Origin of the sequence: Kitasatospora sp. NPDC097643 (assembly GCF_040302625.1) — a bacterium.
Classification (GTDB): Bacteria; Actinomycetota; Actinomycetes; order Streptomycetales; family Streptomycetaceae; genus Kitasatospora.
In genome coordinates this window covers 85065-101743 of record NZ_JBEOSA010000003.1, presented here as the reverse complement: position 1 = coordinate 101743, position 16679 = coordinate 85065, and the positions used below count along the sequence as shown (strand labels likewise).

The window sequence follows — 16679 nt, the reverse complement described above, 5'->3', positions numbered from 1 at the left end:
GGGAATCCATGTCCCAGCCTACGGGCCCGGCACACGGGCCGTCGAGCTCCGGTGCGGCCGACGCCGTCTTCGACGACGACCACGCGGTGTTCCCGAAAGGGACACCGCCGAACGACCTGGACGCCGAGAGGGCGGTCATCGGCGCCTGCATGGCGCTGGGCGCGCCCGCCATCGACGCGGCGCGCGCCATCCTCGACGCCGGCGACTTCTACCGGCCCGCTCACGAGACCATCTGGCGCGCGATCCTCGACCTCGCCTTCGAAGGGGCCCCGACAGCTGCGGTGGCCGTCGCCGACCGACTTCGAGGCGCCGGTGTCCTGGACCGCGTGGGCGGCGTGGACTACCTGGTCCGGCTCGCCGCCGAGGCGCCGCCATCGGCGAACAACGCCGACTACTACGCGGTCATCGTGCGGCGCGAGTCGGAGCTGCGGAAGCTGCACGCCACGGGCATCCGGACAGTCCAGCAGGCCCTGTTGCCCGGCGCCCAGCCGGACGAGATCCGCAGCGCGCTCGATGCCGAGGTCCGCGAGGGACGCGAGCGGGCACTGGCCTCCGGGAACAGTCGCCTGTCGCGCTTCATGGTGGACGGCTGGGACTTCGTCACCAAGACCGGGGCGGACAAGGAGCCTCTGTGGGGCACCCGCGGGGAGACCGCGTGGGCAGCCGGGGAGAGCCTGATGATCGTCGGTGCCCCCGGCGTCGGTAAGACCACCATCGCCCACCAGGTGATCTTCGCCCGGATCGGCTTGGGCGAGTCGGCGCTCGGCATGCCCGTCGCCGAGAGCAAGCGCGTCCTGTACCTGGCGATGGACCGGCCCCAGCAGATCGCCCGCGCCATGGCCCGACTGGTCCGGCCCGAGCACGAGAAGCTGGTCCGCGAGCGACTCCTCATCTGGGAGGGCCCGCTGCCGAGCAGCCTGGACAAGGAACCCGGCCTCCTCGCCGAACTGGCCACCGCACACGGCGCCGACACCATCGTCATCGACAGCCTCAAGGACGCCGTCAGCACCCTCGTCGACGACAGCCTCGCCATCGCCTACAACAGCGCCCGCAACCGGGCCCTGCGCGAGGGCATCCAGGTCCTGGAGCTGCACCACCAGCGCAAGGCCACCGCGGACGCCCCGCGCGGCCAGCGCCCCACCCTCGACCGCGTGTACGGCTCCACCTGGCTGACCTCCGGCGCGGGCAGCGTGCTGTTCGTCGCCGGTGAGGCCGGCGACCCCGTCGTCAACCTCCACCACCTCAAGACCGTCACCGGCGAGATCGGCCCGCTCACCATCGTCCACGACCACGAGGCGGGCACCAGCGCCGTCGAGGAGACCATCGACATCGCCGAACTCCTGCGCGCGACACCGGACGGCGTGACCGCCAAGCATCTGGCCACCGCCATGACCGGCGACAAGAAGCCCGATGCCGCAGCCATCGGACGGGCCCGCCGGCGGCTGAACACCCAGGTCAAGTCCGGGCTCGCCGAGGTCGAGAAGGGCTCCGCCGGCGGCATCGGCGGCGGCAAGGAGGACCGCTACTTCACCTCCGCCCGCCACATCAGCGCCAGCGCGCCGCTGACCGCTGTCGAGCAGCCCGCGATCCCGCTGACCGTCGTACCGGCCACACCGCCCACCGGCACCTCACAGGCGTCCTCCGAGCCTCCACTGACCGATGCCGAGAGCCGCCGAGTCGCAGCCGCGACGGCTGCGTCACCGGGAACAGGGCGTTTTCGCGAGCGTTCACGCACCTCCACCACCGCAACCGTCGTACAACCCGTTGTCGCGCCGGACGCTCCCAGGAAAAACCGCAGGTAGAAGCGTTTTCGCGACCGTTTACGCCGTTGTCGCACCCGAGCGTTTTCGCGCGAACCCCCCTTTAGAAGGGGGTTCGCGTAAACGCCCCCGGCAAGCGCGCACCCACCACGACTCGACCCGCGAGGATCACCTTCCGCATGACCGCCACCAACCCCATACGCCCCCGCCTGGACGCCGTCCTCGTACAGGCCGCCATCGCGGGCGCCCTGTCCTTCGCCCACCTCCACGACATCGCCGAAGCCGCCGGACAACACGGCTGGAAAGCCTGGGCCTACCCCGTCTCGGTGGACCTGCTACTCGTCGCCGCCTGGCACCGCATGCGGACCTTGCGCTCCACCGGACGCCCGGCCAGCATCGCCTGGACCTGGTTCGCCATCGCCCTGACCGCCTCCCTCGGCGCGAACATCGCCACCGCCGGGCTCCTCGACCTCGCCCACGTGCCAGCATGGCTGCGGATCCTGGTGGCCGGATGGCCCGCCCTCGCCTTCTTCGGCGGCACCCTTCTCGCACACGGTGCCAGCTCGACCACAGTCGTCGCCGAGCCGCAACCCGCCGAGGCCGAGCCCACGCTCCACGAAGACCTCGAGCCCACTGCTCCTCCCCCAGCGGGCGCACCAGCTCCGCTCACGGAAACGGACCACGACGACCCGCTCGACGACGGGCCGGACGCCGCCCCCGACGACGATGTCCAGCCCGGTGACCGGGAACCGGTGGTAGGGACCAAGCGCACCGGACGCAGGCCCGCCGCCACCATGGACGAACTGGCCGAGATCGTCCGCCCAGCCGTCGAAGAGCACGGCCCCACCCAGGCCGTGATCAAGACGGCCCTGCGCGAGGCCGGCATGCCGATCGCCAGCGACCGCCTCGGGAAGCTGACCCAGCGCTTCAAGGACGAGCAAGCCACGCGGCAAGCAGATGCGCAGGCCAGCCTCTCGGCCGCCTGAAGCCCCTGCCGCTCACCGTGGCTCGCCCGAGCACCGGCCGCTGCCGGAACAGGCGGGCCGCCCACTCTTCCGCGCTGGTGATCACCAACACCCCGCATGCCATTGGCGGGGACACCGGAAGTCCCGAAGCCCGCCTTCTACACCGGACATCCGGCACCGCCAAACCGGACTCCCTGCCCGACCATCACCCCGCACGCCGCATGCACTCCGCGCCTGCACCCGCCCGCCCCGACAGGAAATCCGGAGGACTCCTTGCCCGCCCCTCAGCCCCGCCGCGCTCCCGCCCGTACCGTGCCCGAGGAGGGCACCAAGGGCGGTAGGCTGATCGGCCGTCTGCTCCGCGCGTTCGGTAACTCGGCTCCTGGCGGAGCCAGTTGTACCCAGTCTCCGACACTTCGCGCGGGCCTGGGATCCTCCGCCCCAGGGGTGGCGGAGGAGGCCCGGCGCGAGGGCGCGCCAGACCAGGAAGTCCAGGCCGAGGGCGGCCTGGACCCGGAGAATCTTGACGCGCTGCAGCGCGACATCCTCGCGCGCGTCCGCGCCGACCAGCCGAGCACCGAGACACCCGTCGCCGTCGCCGACGACGAAAGCGTTCGCGCCGCGCGCGCCGCGTTCCTACACGAGAACACCGCAGCCCTCGACGTCCCGAAACTGAACGCTCCCGAAGGCGCCCAACCGATGCCCCAGGGAAAGATCCGGCCGCACACCGGAACCCGCCGTACAGAGCGGGTCGGCCCGGTCGGCTTCACCGAAGCGGAACTCGTCGAGCTGAAGGACGCCGCCGCGCGCCACGGCTACAAGGACACGATCTCCGGATACCTCGGCGACATCGCGCTCGCGTTCATCCGGGGCGAGTTCACCGTCGACCTGCCCCTGCACACCGACCGCCTCGCCCTCCAGGAGTTCCGCGCGGAGGTCCTGCACCAGATCGGCCGCATCGGCAACAACATCAACCAGATGGTCCACGTGCTGCACCGCGACGACCGCGTCGAACCCGACATCGGTGAACGCCTGCAACGCCTCGAAGAGCTGCTGACCGACATCGCCCGAGCCCTGCTGATACCCACGCCCCAGACCGGCCTCGAAGAAGGAGGTGCCAGCGCGTGATCCCCTCCATCAAGGCCCCCGGCGGCAACACCCGTGGCCTGCTCGCCTACCTGTACGGGCCCGGCCGCCACGACGAGCACCTCGACCCGCACATCGTCGCCTCCTTCAGCCCGCTCGGCCTGCGCGATCCCGGCCGCGACCCGGACGCCACCCTCACCCAGCTCGCCCGGATCCTCGACGAGCCGGTCAACCTGCACAACAGCGGCTTCGGCCGGAAGGTCACCGACCACGTCTGGCACTGCCCCGTCCGCGCCGCCAAGACCGACCGCTACCTCTCCGACGCCGAGTGGGGCGAGATCGCCCGCCGCATCGTCCACGCCGCCGGCATCGCCCCCGACCGTGACCCGCACGGCTGCCGCTGGATCGCCGTCCGCCACGCCGACGACCACGTCCACATCCTCGCCACCACCGTCCGCGAGGACGGCCGCCGCCCCAAACTCCACAACAGCGGCAAGCGCGCCCAGGCCGAAGCCCGCGCCATCGAGAAGGAACTCGGCCTCCACCAGGTCCAGCCCGGCGACCGCACCGGCGAGCGCCGACCCACCCAGGCCGAGATGCACAAGGCCGACCGCCTCGGCTGGCAGCAGACCAGCCGCCAGTGGCTGCAGGACCGCATCCGCGACGCCATCCCCCACGCCGCCAGCGTCGAGGAACTCCTCGCCTACCTCCAGGCAGACGGCGTCGAGGTCAAGCCCCGCCGCCTTCCCTCCGGCGACCTCCAGGGCTACGCGGTCGGACGGCCCGGCGACACCAACGCCAAGGGCGAGCAGATCTACATCCCCGGCAGCAAGATCGCCCCCGACCTCTCCCTGCCCAAGCTCCAGGCCCGCCTCACCACCGGCACACCGGAGGAACACCCCACCGCCCGGCGCAACCGACCCTTCACCAGCTGGCAGCGCACCACCGACGCCCTCGACCACGTCCACCAGTACCTGACCGAGGACACCGCCGGCGGAACGGGCTGCGAGGACGGCGGCGCGCTGGCACAGGCGCAGATCACCGCGCTGGGCGACATCATCAACGCCACCGCCCAGACCGCCCCGCACGAGCTGCGAGCCGAACTACGGGACGCCACACGGGCATTCGCCCGCGCCCAGCGCTCGCAGATTCGCGCCGACCACCAGGGCGCCGCCGACCTGCGCCGGGCTGCCCGCGACATCATCCACGCCGGCGACGGGCCAGACGGCAACGCCCTCACCGTGATGATGGCAGCCCTCGTGTGGGCGGCAATCCTCACCAGCCGCTGGCACCAAGCCCGAGGCCACGCCCAGCAAGCCCACGCCGCCCAGCAGGCCGTCCAGCACCTCCAGGCCGCCTACGACCAGGCCGCCGCCGACCAGCTCACCGCCCTCACCCACCGCCAGCCCACCAAGGAGATCACCAATACCCTCGCCGGCGACGTCCGCTCCGCCGTCCCCGACCACGCGAAGCGCATCCTCGCCGACCCCAACTGGCCCGCCCTGGCCACCGTCCTCGCCGACGCCAAGGCCCTCGGCCACCAGCCCCGACAGCTCCTCCAGGAGGCCGCCGCCCGCCGAGAACTCACCACCGCCCGCCTGCCCGCCAAGGTCCTCCTCGGCCGCATCCAGCACACCAGCCGCAACCCCAACCACAACTCTGCCGCCGAAGCCGCTCGCGTCCGCGCCGCCACCGCCCGAACTTCCGCGCATGCCACCCCCACCGACCCGGTCACCCCGATCCCCCGGGCCGCTGCACCGGCGGCCAGCTCTCAGCACCGCACCCGCTGAACCCTCCCGGCCAGGGCCCCCAGGTGCCCAGTCGACCCCTCCCGCACCCCAAGCCACACGAACGCTCATGCGCACAGATGTCGGTTCGATGTCTTCTCCGGCGGCCGGGAACCATCCCGGCCGCCGTGCGTCTTGTGTGCTTGCCAACCGACACCCGACACCGAAGGGCACCACTTGACCAACCCCGACACCGACCACGACGGCCATCACAGAGCCGTCATCCGAGCCGTCCCCCACCCCGGCGAACTCGACGCCCGTGGCATCCCCATCACCTGCCCCAACTGCGGTGCCCGCCGGGACTGGCTCCTCCTCAACGTCCGTCGCCAGGTCTTCGTCCGCTGTCGCTGCGCGGCCGAGTGGCACGAGCCCGACCTAACCCGCGCCTACTTCGACCTGCACTTCGCCGCTCCCGAATACGAATGGGACGACTACGACACCGCCATGCGGGCACTTGCCTTCGACGGCCTGCTCGCCGGCACTACCTGGGACTGATCCTGGAACACCTTCGGGGCCAACACCGGACGACGGTGCTGGCCCCGAAGGAACGGGTGCAGCCCTGCGCAGGCAGTGCACCGGAGGTTGAATCTGCCAGTCCCGCAAGGGTGATGGACCTACCGGCGAGATAGCTGCCAGCCTGCGCGACGGTGGCGGCCGACCCGACGTCCAGTCGCTTCACCGTCACGCCCGCGCGGGAGTGGGCTCGCAGCCTGGCACGATGGCTCGTCGTTGAGCAGGATCGAGCGCCAGACGCGTTCCTGGAGTTCACGGATGCAGGGATCACAGGCATACATGGGCGCCTGCGCTCCGGCGACGGTGGCGGGGCCGATCCACAACACCCGGGTCCACTGCTGGCCGCAGTACAGCCAGCAGAAGCCGTCGACCCAGGGGTTGCCGTCATCGCTCGTGGGCGGGTCAGGCACGCCACCGCGAGCGAACTCGGCGATACCGGGTATCACCATGTGCGACACGGCCGATCCGGGCAACACGGGTCACCTCCCCGGCCTGCGTCCACCGCCGAGCTCGACGCCCCCGCTGGACTCCAGCCCGTCGATCGGCACCCACTCGTGTTCCAGGATTGAGTAGGTGATCGAGTCGCGCCAGGCGCCGCGGACGAAGACGTGGTCGCGGATTCGCCCGTCCTCGGTCATACCGGCTCGCAGTAGGGTGCGCGCCGATGCCTCATTGAGGGGCGACCGGGCGGCCCAGATGCGGTGCAGGCCGAGGACGTTGAAGCCGAGGGCACACAAGAGATGGACGGTCTCCGTGCCGAGTCCCTTACCCCACTCGGCCTGGTGGAGGGCGAAGCCGATGGTGGCGGCCTCCTGCGGCTCGGTGGCCAGGCGGGCGTACCCGACCAGCCGGTGCTCGCCGGGACGGGTGATGGCCAGGCAGTACTCGGTCCTGGGGCTGGCATTCGCGGCGGCGATGGAGCGGTCCGTGATCGCCTGGACCTGCTCGCGGGTGCGGGGTTCGAAGCTGAGGTGTCGGGTGGCCTCGGGGTCGCCGTAGACGGCCAGGAGGTCGTCGGTGTCCTCGGATTCGACTTCGCGCATCGCCAGGCGGGGGCCGGCCAGGTGAACTGGGGTCATGGCCGCGGAGCCTACCTGCGCGTTCACCGGATGAGGACGGACGTCGGGCTGGCGGTGAACGCCTCGATCTCCTCGCGCAGGTCGGCCGCCACGCCGGTGGCCCGTCGACCGCCGGAGGGCAGCGCGGCGTGGACGCGCTGGGCACTGCTGGTGATGCCGAAGTTCCGCTGCTCGATGGGGAGGTCGAGCACGGGGCGGACGGCCTCGGCGGCGCCGTCGATCTCGCCGCGGGCGAGGCGGGCGAGCGCGAGGTCGCTCTGGGCGCCGGCCTCGTCGCCGAAGGCCCATTCCTCCTCGGAGGCGGTGCGGTAGGCGGTGACGGCGGCCTCGGACTGGCTCTCACCGAGGGCGGCGTCCTCGCCGAGCTGCACGGTGGCCTCGGCGACGTAGTAGAGCTGTCGGGGCTCCGGGAAGGTCATGATGCCGCCGAAGCCGTCCAGGTCATCGGGCTGGACGGCGGCGCGGGCGTCCTCGGCGCGCTGGATGGCGGCGCGGGTGGCCTCCCCGTCACCGAGGAGCGCGTGGGCGCGGGCGGAGAGACAGGCCAGCCACACGCTGGTGGTGCCCCGGACGCTGCCGGCGGCAGCCTGCCCGAGGTCGGAGTAGTCGGCGGCCTCAGTCGGACGGCCGGCCCAGTAGGAGATGAGCGACTGGAGCGAGCGGACCCAGGCGCGCATGGCGTGGTGGTCCGCGTTGTCGGCGCAGACGAAGGCGGTGCGGGCCTGCATCATCGCGGCGCTCGGGTTGCCCAGGTCGTGGCTGGCCTTGGCGAGCATGCCGGAGGTGATCCCGGCGAGCAGGTACAGCTCGCGGGCCTGTAGGGGCTTGACCCGGCCGTGCTCCAGCAGCCGGAAGGTGAGGTCCTGGACCTCGACCAGGTCGCCGAGCAGGGTCGGCAGCGCCAGCTTCGGGTAGGCGACGGTCAGCCGCCGTACCTCGTCGTGGATCTGTCCCAGGGTCTCCGGGCCGATGCTGCTGCCCTCCGCCATCGCGGTGAACCGAAGTGCACGACGAGCCGCCATTGCGACCTGCCTTTCCAATTCCGTGGTGCCCGCGTCGAAGCGGGTCTCGCTGTTGGACGGGCCACCAGCAGGCAGTACCGCTGCCTGCTCGGAGGGGAGGAGGACAGGGACCGGCCGTGGCGGCGGGACGACGAACGAGGCGGCGGTTGCGGGCGCAGGCAGCGAAGCGTTCGGTGCGGGCGCGAGGAGCTGCGCGACGCTGACACCGAACATGGCCTCCAGCACTCGGCACTGATCCGGGTAGGGACGGGTCTTCACCGCGCCGCCGTACCAGCGCTCGAACTGCCGCTTGGAGACCGACAAGCCCCGGAGCCGGGGGTCGTTCTCCTGCTCGGCGGCCGAGTTCGCGGTCGCCTCGAACCGGAGGCGGAAGGTCTCGTAGACCTGCCAGTGCCGCTGCAGCGTCAAGACCCTTAAGAGTGTGGGAGTTTCGACCACTGCGGATCCTCTCCGTCCCCGTTCGTCTGCTCTGACGATAGCCATGGTCAGGCGGCAGGAAACACGTTCGAGGACCGTACGGGCCAGATGACGGTAGCCATGACGGCGGTCATGCCGCACGACGCCGTCTGCCACGCGAACCAGCTCCGGTGACGACGCCGCCATGACGGCGGCGATGTCGTATCCATGCCCAACCGCCCGCCGCCATGCTGAACAGCCTTCGCAATCCGCGCACAACCGACAGCGAAGCGTGAGATCGAGGTGGGAGGGATCCGATGGACAACGCCACGACCGAACACACCGCCGAAGCGCGGTCCCTGGCGGATACCGAGACGAACGCAACTGCCGACGAAGGCCGCGTCACTCGCACCGGGCGTCGCCCGGGTCTGACCGTCCGCACTTTCAGCGTCGCCCAGGACGGCACCCGCTACGACGACTCCGGCGTGACCAGCGCCTACCCGGGCCCCGACGAGTACGTCGCCCGGATCGAGGTCTGGCCCGCCTGCACCTGCCCGCAGCATCGCGCCGGCTGATCCGCGCGAGTCGCACCCGCCAACACGGGGGCGCAACAACGCCCCAACCCTTTTCCACTCGCTCGCCCGAGAGGAGAACCAGCCATGCACCGGCTGACCGACGCGCCCGCGCTGCACACCGAACTGGAGCGCATCGACTACCGCACCACCCCCGCGTACTACTTCGACACCGAGCAGATCACCGACCCGGTGGTGCTGCACCTGCTGAGCCGTTGCCCGACCGTTTTCGGCATCAAGAAGGCCATCACCGACCTGCTGGCCGGCAACCTGGACGTCCCGATGCCGGAGGCCACCGGGGCCATCGAACCCGGCGCCACCGTTCGGGGCCACGTGATCGTGGCGCCCGGGGCCGTCATCGCCGAAGGCGCGTTCGTCACCGGCCCGGTGCTGGTCTGCCCCGGCGCGGTGATCGAGGCTGGCGCCCGGGTGCGCGACAACACCGTCGTCGGCCCCGGCTGCCGCATCGGCTTCGGCGCCGAGGTCACCCGCTCCTTGCTGACCGGTGGCGTCTTCATGAAGCACACCAGTTTCGTCGGGGACTCCGTGCTCGGCCTCGGCGTCAACATCGGCGCGTTCGTGTCCACCACCGGCCTGCGGGTCACCTCCGGGCCGGTCACCGAACCGGCCACCGAAGAGGTCTGCGCCCACCTCGACGGCCGGCGCGTCGCCACCGGCCAGACGAAGTTCGGCGCGGTGGTCGGCGACGGCGTGATCGTTCCCGCCGGCACCGTGCTCCAGCCCGCCACCCTGATCGGCGCGCACACCCTGCTCTACCCGAAGACCCAGGTCGGGGGCTTCTTCCCGGCCGGAAGCCAGGGAAGGTGACCATGCCCACCACCGACACCACGACGACCGACCAGCGGGCCGTGCGGATCACCGGAGGCCGCCGCCTGGCCGGCACCGCCGCCGTCCAGGGCAGCAAGAACATCGCCCTGCACCTGTACGCCGCCGCGATCCTCGCCGACGACCCGCTCACCCTGGCCGGTGCGCCCGAGATCCTGGACACCCAGGTCGTCGCCGACATCCTGCACCGCACCGGCACCCGCGCCACCATGACCGGCGACGAGTTCGCCACCCGACCGGCCGACTCCTACTTCCCCGTCATCCCGGACGACCTCGGACGGCGCATCCGCACCACCGCGGTGATGGGCGGAGCCCTGCTGGCCCGCGCCGGCAAGGTCACCTTCCCCACCCCCGGCGGGGACGCCTTCTGCGCCCGCTACATCGACCGGCACCTGGCCGCGATGGAAGCCGCCGGGGCCGAGGTCGAGGTGTACCGGGGCCGGGTGCGGGCCCGCTTCACCGGCAAGCGGCTGCCGTTCATCACCGACGCCGAGACCCGCTCCTGGGGGCCGAGCCTGGGTGCGACGGTCACCGCGATGCTGCTGGCCGCCCGCACCCCGGGCACCTCCGCGATCCTCAACCCCAGTGTGGAGCCCGAGGTCACCCACACCGCCGCCCTGCTCTCGCAGGCCGGCGTCGGCATCGAGTGGCGGGGCAGGACGGCCCTGAACGTCACTGGCACCGACCGCATCCGGGGCGGGGTGTTCACCGTGCCGCCGGACCGGCTGGAGGCCGCCACCCTCGCGCTGGCCGCCGCCATCACCGGCGGCACCGTCCACCTGGACGGCTTCCCGCCGGCCGCGTTCCCGGACGGGCTGGTGTCGGTATTCGCCGACGCCGGAATCCAGCTCGACCCGCTGGACGGCGGCACGGCCGTCAGCCTCCCGGCCGGGCCTCGGCCGGTGCAAATGGCCACCGGCCCGCACCCTGGCTTCCCGACCGACGTGCAGCCGCAGCTGACCGCCTTCCTCACCCAGGCCGAGGGCACCTCCCGCATCGACGAGCGGATCTACACCCAGCGCGACACCCACCTGCCGGCCCTGGCCGCGTTCGGCGCCGCCGTCAACGCGACCGGCTCGGTCATCACCGTCCGGGGCCGGTCCGCCCTCACCGGCGCCGGCGTGGCCGGGGAGGACATCCGGGCGGTGACCGCTCTCGTGATCGCCGCCCTCGCCGCCGAGGGCACCTCTACGATCCGAGGGATGTATCACCTGCGGCGCGGATACGGCAGCCTGCTGCCGAAGTTGGCCGCGCTCGGTGCCGACCTGACGATCGACCAGGAGTAGCCGTGACCAACACCGTGCCGTGGACCCCGAACGCGCTCGCCGACCTGCGCGAGTGCCTGGACCTGATGACCGCAGACGGCACCGTGCCCGGCGGGGTCATCGCCCACGGCACCTTCGACACCGAGCCCGGCTACCTGGCCTCCGGCGTCGTCGCCCCCGAGTGCGGCGACGCCCAGCCGGGGCCGGACACGGTGTACGACGTGGCCTCGCTGACCAAGGTTCTGGCCACCTGGCCGCTGGTCGGTACCTCCCTCATGGACGGCTTCACCCTGGACACCCCGATCCGCGAACTGCTGACCGGCATGCCGACCGAAGCGCCCGGCAGCCGGGTGACGGTTCGCCAGGTCCTGGCCCACACCTCCGGCCTGCGGGCCGACACCCGCCTCGACCAGTACCGCAACCGCGCCGAGCCACTGGCCGAACTGATCTGCGGCGAGGACCTGATCGCAGAGCCCGGAGCCGGTCACCGCTACATCAACCGCGGCTTCATCCTCCTCGGCCTGGCCCTGGCCCACTACCGCTGCCAGCGCCTGGACGAGCTGGCGGCCGAGCTCTGGCAGCACCTCGGCATGACAAGCACGACCTACGGACCGGTGCCCCGCTCCGCTCAGGTCGCTCCGACCGAGCAGCGGTTGACCGGCGGGCCCCGGCTGTGGGGGATGCCGCACGACGACAACGCCGCCCTGCTCGGCGGAGTCGCCGGCCACGCCGGGGTGTTCACCACCCCGGCCGACCTCGCCACCTTCGCCACCCACCTGCTGACCTCGCACGCCACCGATGGGCCCCTGGGCCGCTGGCTCGCCCACAGCATGCAGCCGCAGGCCGAGATCGAGCCCGGCCTCGACCGTGGCCTGGCCTGGATCCTCGCCGACGAGGGCCGGATCGCCTACCACCACGGCTTCACCGGAACCAGCCTCTACCTCGCCCCGGCCACCGGCCGCTACCTGGCCATCTGCACCAACGCCGTCTACCACCACCAGGACAATCGCACCCGCCTCGCCCCGCTGCGGACCCTCGCCCTCAAGGCGATCACCGACGAACCCTAGGAGGGCCACCCGTGCCCCGCACCACGCTCGCGTCCCTCACCACCCTGCGGCTCGGTGGCCCGGCCAACAACGTCCTGCAGGTCGCCTCCCCTGATGACTGGTTCGAACTGGTCCGTACGATCGGCGACCGGCAGGAGGACGCACCCCTCACCCTCGGCCACGGCAGTAACGTCATCGCCTCCGACACCGGCCACGAGGGCACCGTCGCCGTGATGAACGCCCGAGGCATCACCGTGAAGCGGGTGGACGACGACACGGTGGCCGCGACCGTCCAGGCCGGCCACCCGCTCGCCGACCTCGTCCAGTGGGCCGCAGCCGAACAGCTCGCCGGAATCGAGTGCCTGGCCGGCATACCCGGCACTGTCGGGGCTGCCCCCGTCCAGAACGCCGGAGCCTACGGCCAGCAGGTCTCCGACACCCTCGACCACCTCACCGCCTGGGACTGGGACATGGGCCGCCTGCGGACCCTGCCCGCCCAGGCATGCCGCCTCCGCCACCGCGACAGCCGCTTCAAGAACGACCCGGACCGCTGGACCATCCTCACCGCGACGTTCCACCTCACCCGCTCACCGGCTGCCCCGATCAGCTACCAGCCGCTCGCCGAAGAACTCGGCGTCCACGTCGGCGCGCGACCGCCCGTGGCCGAGGTAGCCGCCGCCGTCCTCGCCAACCGCCACCGCCGCGGACTCCTCCTCGACCCCCACGGCCCCGACGCCCGCCAAGCCGGATCGGTCTTCCTCAATCCGCCCGTCACCGCCGCCCAGGCCGCCCGCTGGTCAGCTGCCGGCTGCCCGGTCCACACCGACAGCGACGGGCAGCTGCGGGCCAGCGCCGGCTGGCTGCTCGAGCACACCGGCTACCGCCCCGGCTACAAGATCGCAGGCGGCATCCGCTGCTCGGAACGCCGCACACTCACCCTCACCGCCCACGACGAAGCGACGGCAACGGGCTTCGCCCAGGCCCTCACCGAGCTCTCGGCGCAGGTCGAGATCGCAACCGGGATCAAGCTCCGGCCCGAGCCGACGTTGGTCGGCGCCTGGCCGTGAGGCCCGACGCTGGTTGCAGTTTTGGTTGCATTCACCCCCGTCCGGGGGCGTTCAGCGTCTGACCAACGAGGCGCTCCGCCGCAGGTCAGGACACCTACGGCCGTACCCGGACAGTCGGACGAACATTTGGAAAGCGTGTTGGGAGCAATCCCTCACGAGTTCGAATCTCGTATCCTCCGCCTTGATCGAAGGCCCGGACCGCATCAGCGGTCCGGGCCTTCGTCGTTCACCGGTCTCCTCCACCGGGCGACGGCAGCTACCGCCCCCGCGCAGGCACGTGCCAGGAGGGGCTGCTCGTCAGACGCCGGGGAGGATGTCGGGGAGCACGTCGGCAAAGCGAGGCGCGCCGGGCTCGTACGGCACACGCGCGGCTCGCGCGGCGAAGCTGACCGCGTGGTACCAGCCACACAGCAGGAGCAGGTCGAGCAGCTGGACGTCGTCGAAGACCGAGGCGAGCCGTGCCCACAGCGCGTCGTCGATGTCGGAGTCCTCGTGCAGCGCGTCGACGGCGAGGATGAGCAGCCGCTCACGTTCGGATGTCCAGCACTCGTCGGCGGGGCCGCCGTGGACCAGCGACGCCGTCTGCTCGCGGGTGAGGCCGACCCGCTCGGCGTAGACCATGACGTGGACGCCCCACTCGTACTCGCAGCCGCACCGCGCACACGTTCGGTCGATGACGATCTCGCGCTCCCGCATGGTCAGGGCAAGCTGCCTGCCCAGCTCGTACCGGCCCCACCCGTGCAAGGCGCTGCTCATCGGCAGGTTCCTGGCGAACAGCCGGAACAGCCCGATCGGCGGGACTCCCGCAGGCATCATGCTCGTGAGCTGTGCGCCGACCTGGTCGGTGTACGGCGGCTCCAGCGGCGCTATCCGCGACATGGTCCCTCCCGTTGTCGTGTTTCGAAATCAGAAACGCTACTCGAATGCTAGTGTTTCTGATAACGAAACACAAGGAGGGTCATGCCGACACCGCACCCCGGAACGCCGGTTCGCGGCTCGACGACCGGCCGCCCGATCATGGCCGCCATGGATCTGTTCGGCCGCCGCTGGGCGCTGCGAATCCTCTGGGAGCTGCGCGCGGGCCCGCTCGGCGCCCGCGCGCTGCTCGCCCGGTGCGAAGGCCTGTCGTCCAGCGTCCTCTACCAGCGACTACGCGAACTCACGGCGAACGGGATCATCGCCCCCACGGCCGACGGTTACGACCTCACTCCACTGGGGGCGTCCCTCGGCCACGCCCTCCGACCGCTCGACGAGTGGGCGATCGCCTGGGCGCAGGCACAGGACGCCCGGCCCGAACAGGCACACTGACCTCTGGTTGCAGTCCTGGTTGCATTCGCCCCCGTCCGTCAGCATCCGAGGCACGACGGTCGATTCACTGCAACGCAGGTCAGGACGTACGCGGGCTCCCAAGCCCGGCCTCCCCACCGACAACCCACGCGCTCACCCCACAGGTCCAGCGGTAGAGCCGACTCTCGGGGCCGTAGCCAGGGCTGACTCGGGGCCCGGTCAGGGTTGACCCCGGATGGCCGGGCGGGCCCCGACCGGCAGACTTCTCGGCATCACCAACCGGGCCACGAACCGCTGCCGAGGAGTATCGAGATGACCACCACCGCCGTAAACCGCCGTTCCACCCAACGTGGTTGGGCCAGCGTGGGTGCGATCGGCGCGCTGGTGGTCGCGCTCGCCGCCGGGGCCACGACCGACGCCCAGGCTGCAGGCACGCTACCGCCCCCGAATGCCCAGGCTCTGCGCGCCTCGATATCCGGCCTGCCGAACGCCCAACTGACCAGCGCCGTGGTACTGGTGGACGGTAAGGATGGCCGCTGGTCGGGCACCTCAGGCAGCGGCGAATTGGCCACAGGTCGTCCGGTGGCAGCCGACGGGCGGTTCCGGATCGGCAGCATCTCCAAGGTCTTCACCGCCACCGTGGTACTGCAACTGGCCGCCGAGCAGCGGGTCGACCTGGACGGCACCATCCAGCAGTACCTGCCCGGCACCCTGCCTGCCTCCTACCCGCCAATCACAGTCCGCCAGTTGCTCAACCACACCAGCGGTCTACCGACCGGCGGCAACCTCGGCGAGGACGACGGCAGCGCGCGATGGTTCGTCGACCACGAGGACGAGAGCTGGACGCCGCAGCAGGTGGTGGCCGAGGCCGGCAGCCATCCGATGCAGTTCCAGCCGGGCACCGCCCAGCAGTACAACGGCCTCAACTACTTCCTGGCCGGCCTGCTGATCGAGCAGGTCACCGGTCGCTCCTACACGCAGGAGGTAAACGCGCGGATCCTGCGCCCGCTCGGGCTCCACAACACCTCGGTCCCGGCTGCCGACGACGCCCGGCTGCCGCGCCCGACCGCGCACGCCTACCTGACCGTCACCCGGCCGGACGGCTCCACCGACCAGGCCGACGTAACCGAGCAGAGCCCCTGGCCGTGGGCCGAGGGCGGCATGATCTCCAGCGCGCCCGACCTGGACCATTTCCTGAGCGCCCTGCTGCGTGGCCGACTGCTGCCGCCCGCGCAGCAGGCCGAGCTGTACTCGGTACCGGACGTGCCGAACTTCAAGAACCGGAACTGCGACATCGGCCCGACCACCGGGCGCGCCTGTTTCAGCACCGGACTGATGCGGTTCAGCCCGTCCGACGGTGTGGTGCTCTGGGGCAAGACGGGCAGCCGCCCCGGCTACACCAGCGGCATCTTCGCTACCCGGGACGCGACCCGCGAGCTGGTCTACTCACTCACCCCGACCAGCCGCAATGGCGCCTCTTTCGCCGCCCAGTACGGGATCGCCAGCGCCGCCTTCGACCTGGCCGGCCACTGACGCTCCCCGCACCGACCAGCCGCACCACCGGCATCGGCGGGTTTGGGTCGGTCTCAGTTCTGGTCTCATTCACCCCGTCCAACGGAGTCCAGACCTCACCCAAGAGAAACCTCCGCACCAGGTCAGAGCAGGTGCGCACGTTGCTGAACAGCGCCGCGCAGAATTGGAAAGCGTGTTGGGAGCAATCCCTCACGAGTTCGAATCTCGTATCCTCCGCCTTGATCGAAGGCCCGGACCGCATCGCGGTCCGGGCCTTCGTCGTTCATCCCCCCTCCCCTGTGGTGAATCCTTTCCGGGCCTCCCGGCCTCTCATGCACGTGACCGGCCGGACGGGCCGGTGGACATGTGGACAGCAGGAGGAGAAGCACCATGGTGGTCGTCGGGATCGCAGTGATCGGCACGCTGCTCGTGGGTACGTGCACCTGGCACCTGGTGAAGCGCGTCAAGGGCCGGGT

At 71.2% G+C, this 16679-nt stretch carries 15 protein-coding genes; 12 read left to right on the top strand and 3 right to left on the bottom strand.

What is annotated here, in order from left to right; genetic code table 11:
* Positions 1-8: 8 nt before the first annotated feature.
* From ABTY15_RS03610 to ABTY15_RS03590, 5 genes are all read left to right on the top strand, one after another.
* Positions 9-1802 (top strand): DnaB-like helicase N-terminal domain-containing protein, encoded by a 1794-nt coding sequence (locus ABTY15_RS03610; RefSeq protein WP_350575366.1) that lies wholly within the window; start codon positions 9-11, stop codon positions 1800-1802.
* A 137-nt stretch (positions 1803-1939) separates the two neighbouring features.
* The gene (locus ABTY15_RS03605; protein ID WP_350575363.1) at positions 1940-2746 is read left to right on the top strand and encodes a DUF2637 domain-containing protein; all 807 of its coding nucleotides are present in this window, start codon (positions 1940-1942) and stop codon (positions 2744-2746) included.
* 426 nt (positions 2747-3172) lie between these two features.
* Positions 3173-3853 (top strand): MobC family plasmid mobilization relaxosome protein, encoded by a 681-nt coding sequence (locus ABTY15_RS03600; protein ID WP_350575361.1) that lies wholly within the window; start codon positions 3173-3175, stop codon positions 3851-3853.
* Positions 3850-5601 carry a relaxase family protein gene (locus ABTY15_RS03595; RefSeq protein ID WP_350575358.1) on the top strand — a complete coding sequence of 584 codons (1752 nt, stop codon included), beginning with the start codon at positions 3850-3852 and terminating at the stop codon, positions 5599-5601. The genes ABTY15_RS03600 and ABTY15_RS03595 overlap by 4 nt, the downstream gene beginning before the upstream one ends.
* A 174-nt stretch (positions 5602-5775) precedes the next feature.
* A complete protein-coding gene (locus ABTY15_RS03590; protein WP_350575355.1) occupies positions 5776-6093 on the top strand; it encodes a hypothetical protein in 318 nt (105 codons plus the stop codon).
* Positions 6094-6590: 497 nt separating this feature from the next.
* Here the strand turns inward: ABTY15_RS03590 and ABTY15_RS03585 are convergent, their stop codons facing one another.
* The gene (locus ABTY15_RS03585) at positions 6591-7190 is read right to left on the bottom strand and encodes a GNAT family N-acetyltransferase (protein WP_350575352.1); all 600 of its coding nucleotides are present in this window, start codon (positions 7188-7190) and stop codon (positions 6591-6593) included.
* A gap of 23 nt (positions 7191-7213) precedes the next feature.
* Complete coding sequence (locus ABTY15_RS03580; protein WP_350575350.1) at positions 7214-8620, bottom strand: NsdA family TPR-like regulatory protein; 1407 nt, start codon at positions 8618-8620, stop codon at positions 7214-7216.
* A gap of 305 nt (positions 8621-8925) precedes the next feature.
* On the opposite strand from ABTY15_RS03580, the gene ABTY15_RS03575 reads away from it, so the two are divergent.
* From ABTY15_RS03575 to ABTY15_RS03555, 5 genes are all read left to right on the top strand, one after another.
* Positions 8926-9183 carry a hypothetical protein gene (locus ABTY15_RS03575; protein WP_350575343.1) on the top strand — a complete coding sequence of 86 codons (258 nt, stop codon included), beginning with the start codon at positions 8926-8928 and terminating at the stop codon, positions 9181-9183.
* An 84-nt stretch (positions 9184-9267) separates the two neighbouring features.
* A complete protein-coding gene (locus tag ABTY15_RS03570; protein ID WP_350575340.1) occupies positions 9268-10008 on the top strand; it encodes an LbetaH domain-containing protein in 741 nt (246 codons plus the stop codon).
* A 2-nt stretch (positions 10009-10010) separates the two neighbouring features.
* Complete coding sequence (locus tag ABTY15_RS03565; protein ID WP_350575338.1) at positions 10011-11312, top strand: UDP-N-acetylglucosamine 1-carboxyvinyltransferase; 1302 nt, start codon at positions 10011-10013, stop codon at positions 11310-11312.
* 2 nt (positions 11313-11314) lie between these two features.
* Positions 11315-12358 carry a serine hydrolase domain-containing protein gene (locus ABTY15_RS03560; RefSeq protein ID WP_350575334.1) on the top strand — a complete coding sequence of 348 codons (1044 nt, stop codon included), beginning with the start codon at positions 11315-11317 and terminating at the stop codon, positions 12356-12358.
* Positions 12359-12369: 11 nt separating this feature from the next.
* Entirely contained in the window at positions 12370-13404 is a 1035-nt protein-coding gene (locus tag ABTY15_RS03555; RefSeq protein WP_350575328.1) for a UDP-N-acetylmuramate dehydrogenase, read from the top strand.
* 297 nt (positions 13405-13701) lie between these two features.
* Here ABTY15_RS03555 and ABTY15_RS03550 read toward each other — a convergent pair whose 3' ends face one another.
* Positions 13702-14283, bottom strand: a complete 582-nt coding sequence (locus ABTY15_RS03550; RefSeq protein WP_350575325.1) for a carboxymuconolactone decarboxylase family protein — start codon at positions 14281-14283, stop codon at positions 13702-13704.
* Between the two features lie 138 nt (positions 14284-14421).
* Between ABTY15_RS03550 and ABTY15_RS03545 the strand changes: the two genes are divergently transcribed.
* Entirely contained in the window at positions 14422-14712 is a 291-nt protein-coding gene (locus ABTY15_RS03545) for a winged helix-turn-helix transcriptional regulator (RefSeq protein WP_350575670.1), read from the top strand.
* A 291-nt stretch (positions 14713-15003) separates the two neighbouring features.
* Positions 15004-16224 carry a serine hydrolase domain-containing protein gene (locus ABTY15_RS03540; RefSeq protein ID WP_350575322.1) on the top strand — a complete coding sequence of 407 codons (1221 nt, stop codon included), beginning with the start codon at positions 15004-15006 and terminating at the stop codon, positions 16222-16224.
* Positions 16225-16679: the final 455 nt, after the last annotated feature.

Coding starts and splice junctions, on each gene's coding strand:
- ABTY15_RS03610 (WP_350575366.1), top strand. CDS start 9: ATGTCCCAGCCTACGGGCCCGGCACACGGGCCGTCGAGCTCCGGTGCG.
- ABTY15_RS03605 (WP_350575363.1), top strand. CDS start 1,940: ATGACCGCCACCAACCCCATACGCCCCCGCCTGGACGCCGTCCTCGTA.
- ABTY15_RS03585 (WP_350575352.1), bottom strand. CDS start 7,190: ATGACCCCAGTTCACCTGGCCGGCCCCCGCCTGGCGATGCGCGAAGTC.
- ABTY15_RS03575 (WP_350575343.1), top strand. CDS start 8,926: ATGGACAACGCCACGACCGAACACACCGCCGAAGCGCGGTCCCTGGCG.
- ABTY15_RS03570 (WP_350575340.1), top strand. CDS start 9,268: ATGCACCGGCTGACCGACGCGCCCGCGCTGCACACCGAACTGGAGCGC.
- ABTY15_RS03565 (WP_350575338.1), top strand. CDS start 10,011: ATGCCCACCACCGACACCACGACGACCGACCAGCGGGCCGTGCGGATC.
- ABTY15_RS03550 (WP_350575325.1), bottom strand. CDS start 14,283: ATGTCGCGGATAGCGCCGCTGGAGCCGCCGTACACCGACCAGGTCGGC.
- ABTY15_RS03545 (WP_350575670.1), top strand. CDS start 14,422: ATGGCCGCCATGGATCTGTTCGGCCGCCGCTGGGCGCTGCGAATCCTC.
- ABTY15_RS03540 (WP_350575322.1), top strand. CDS start 15,004: ATGACCACCACCGCCGTAAACCGCCGTTCCACCCAACGTGGTTGGGCC.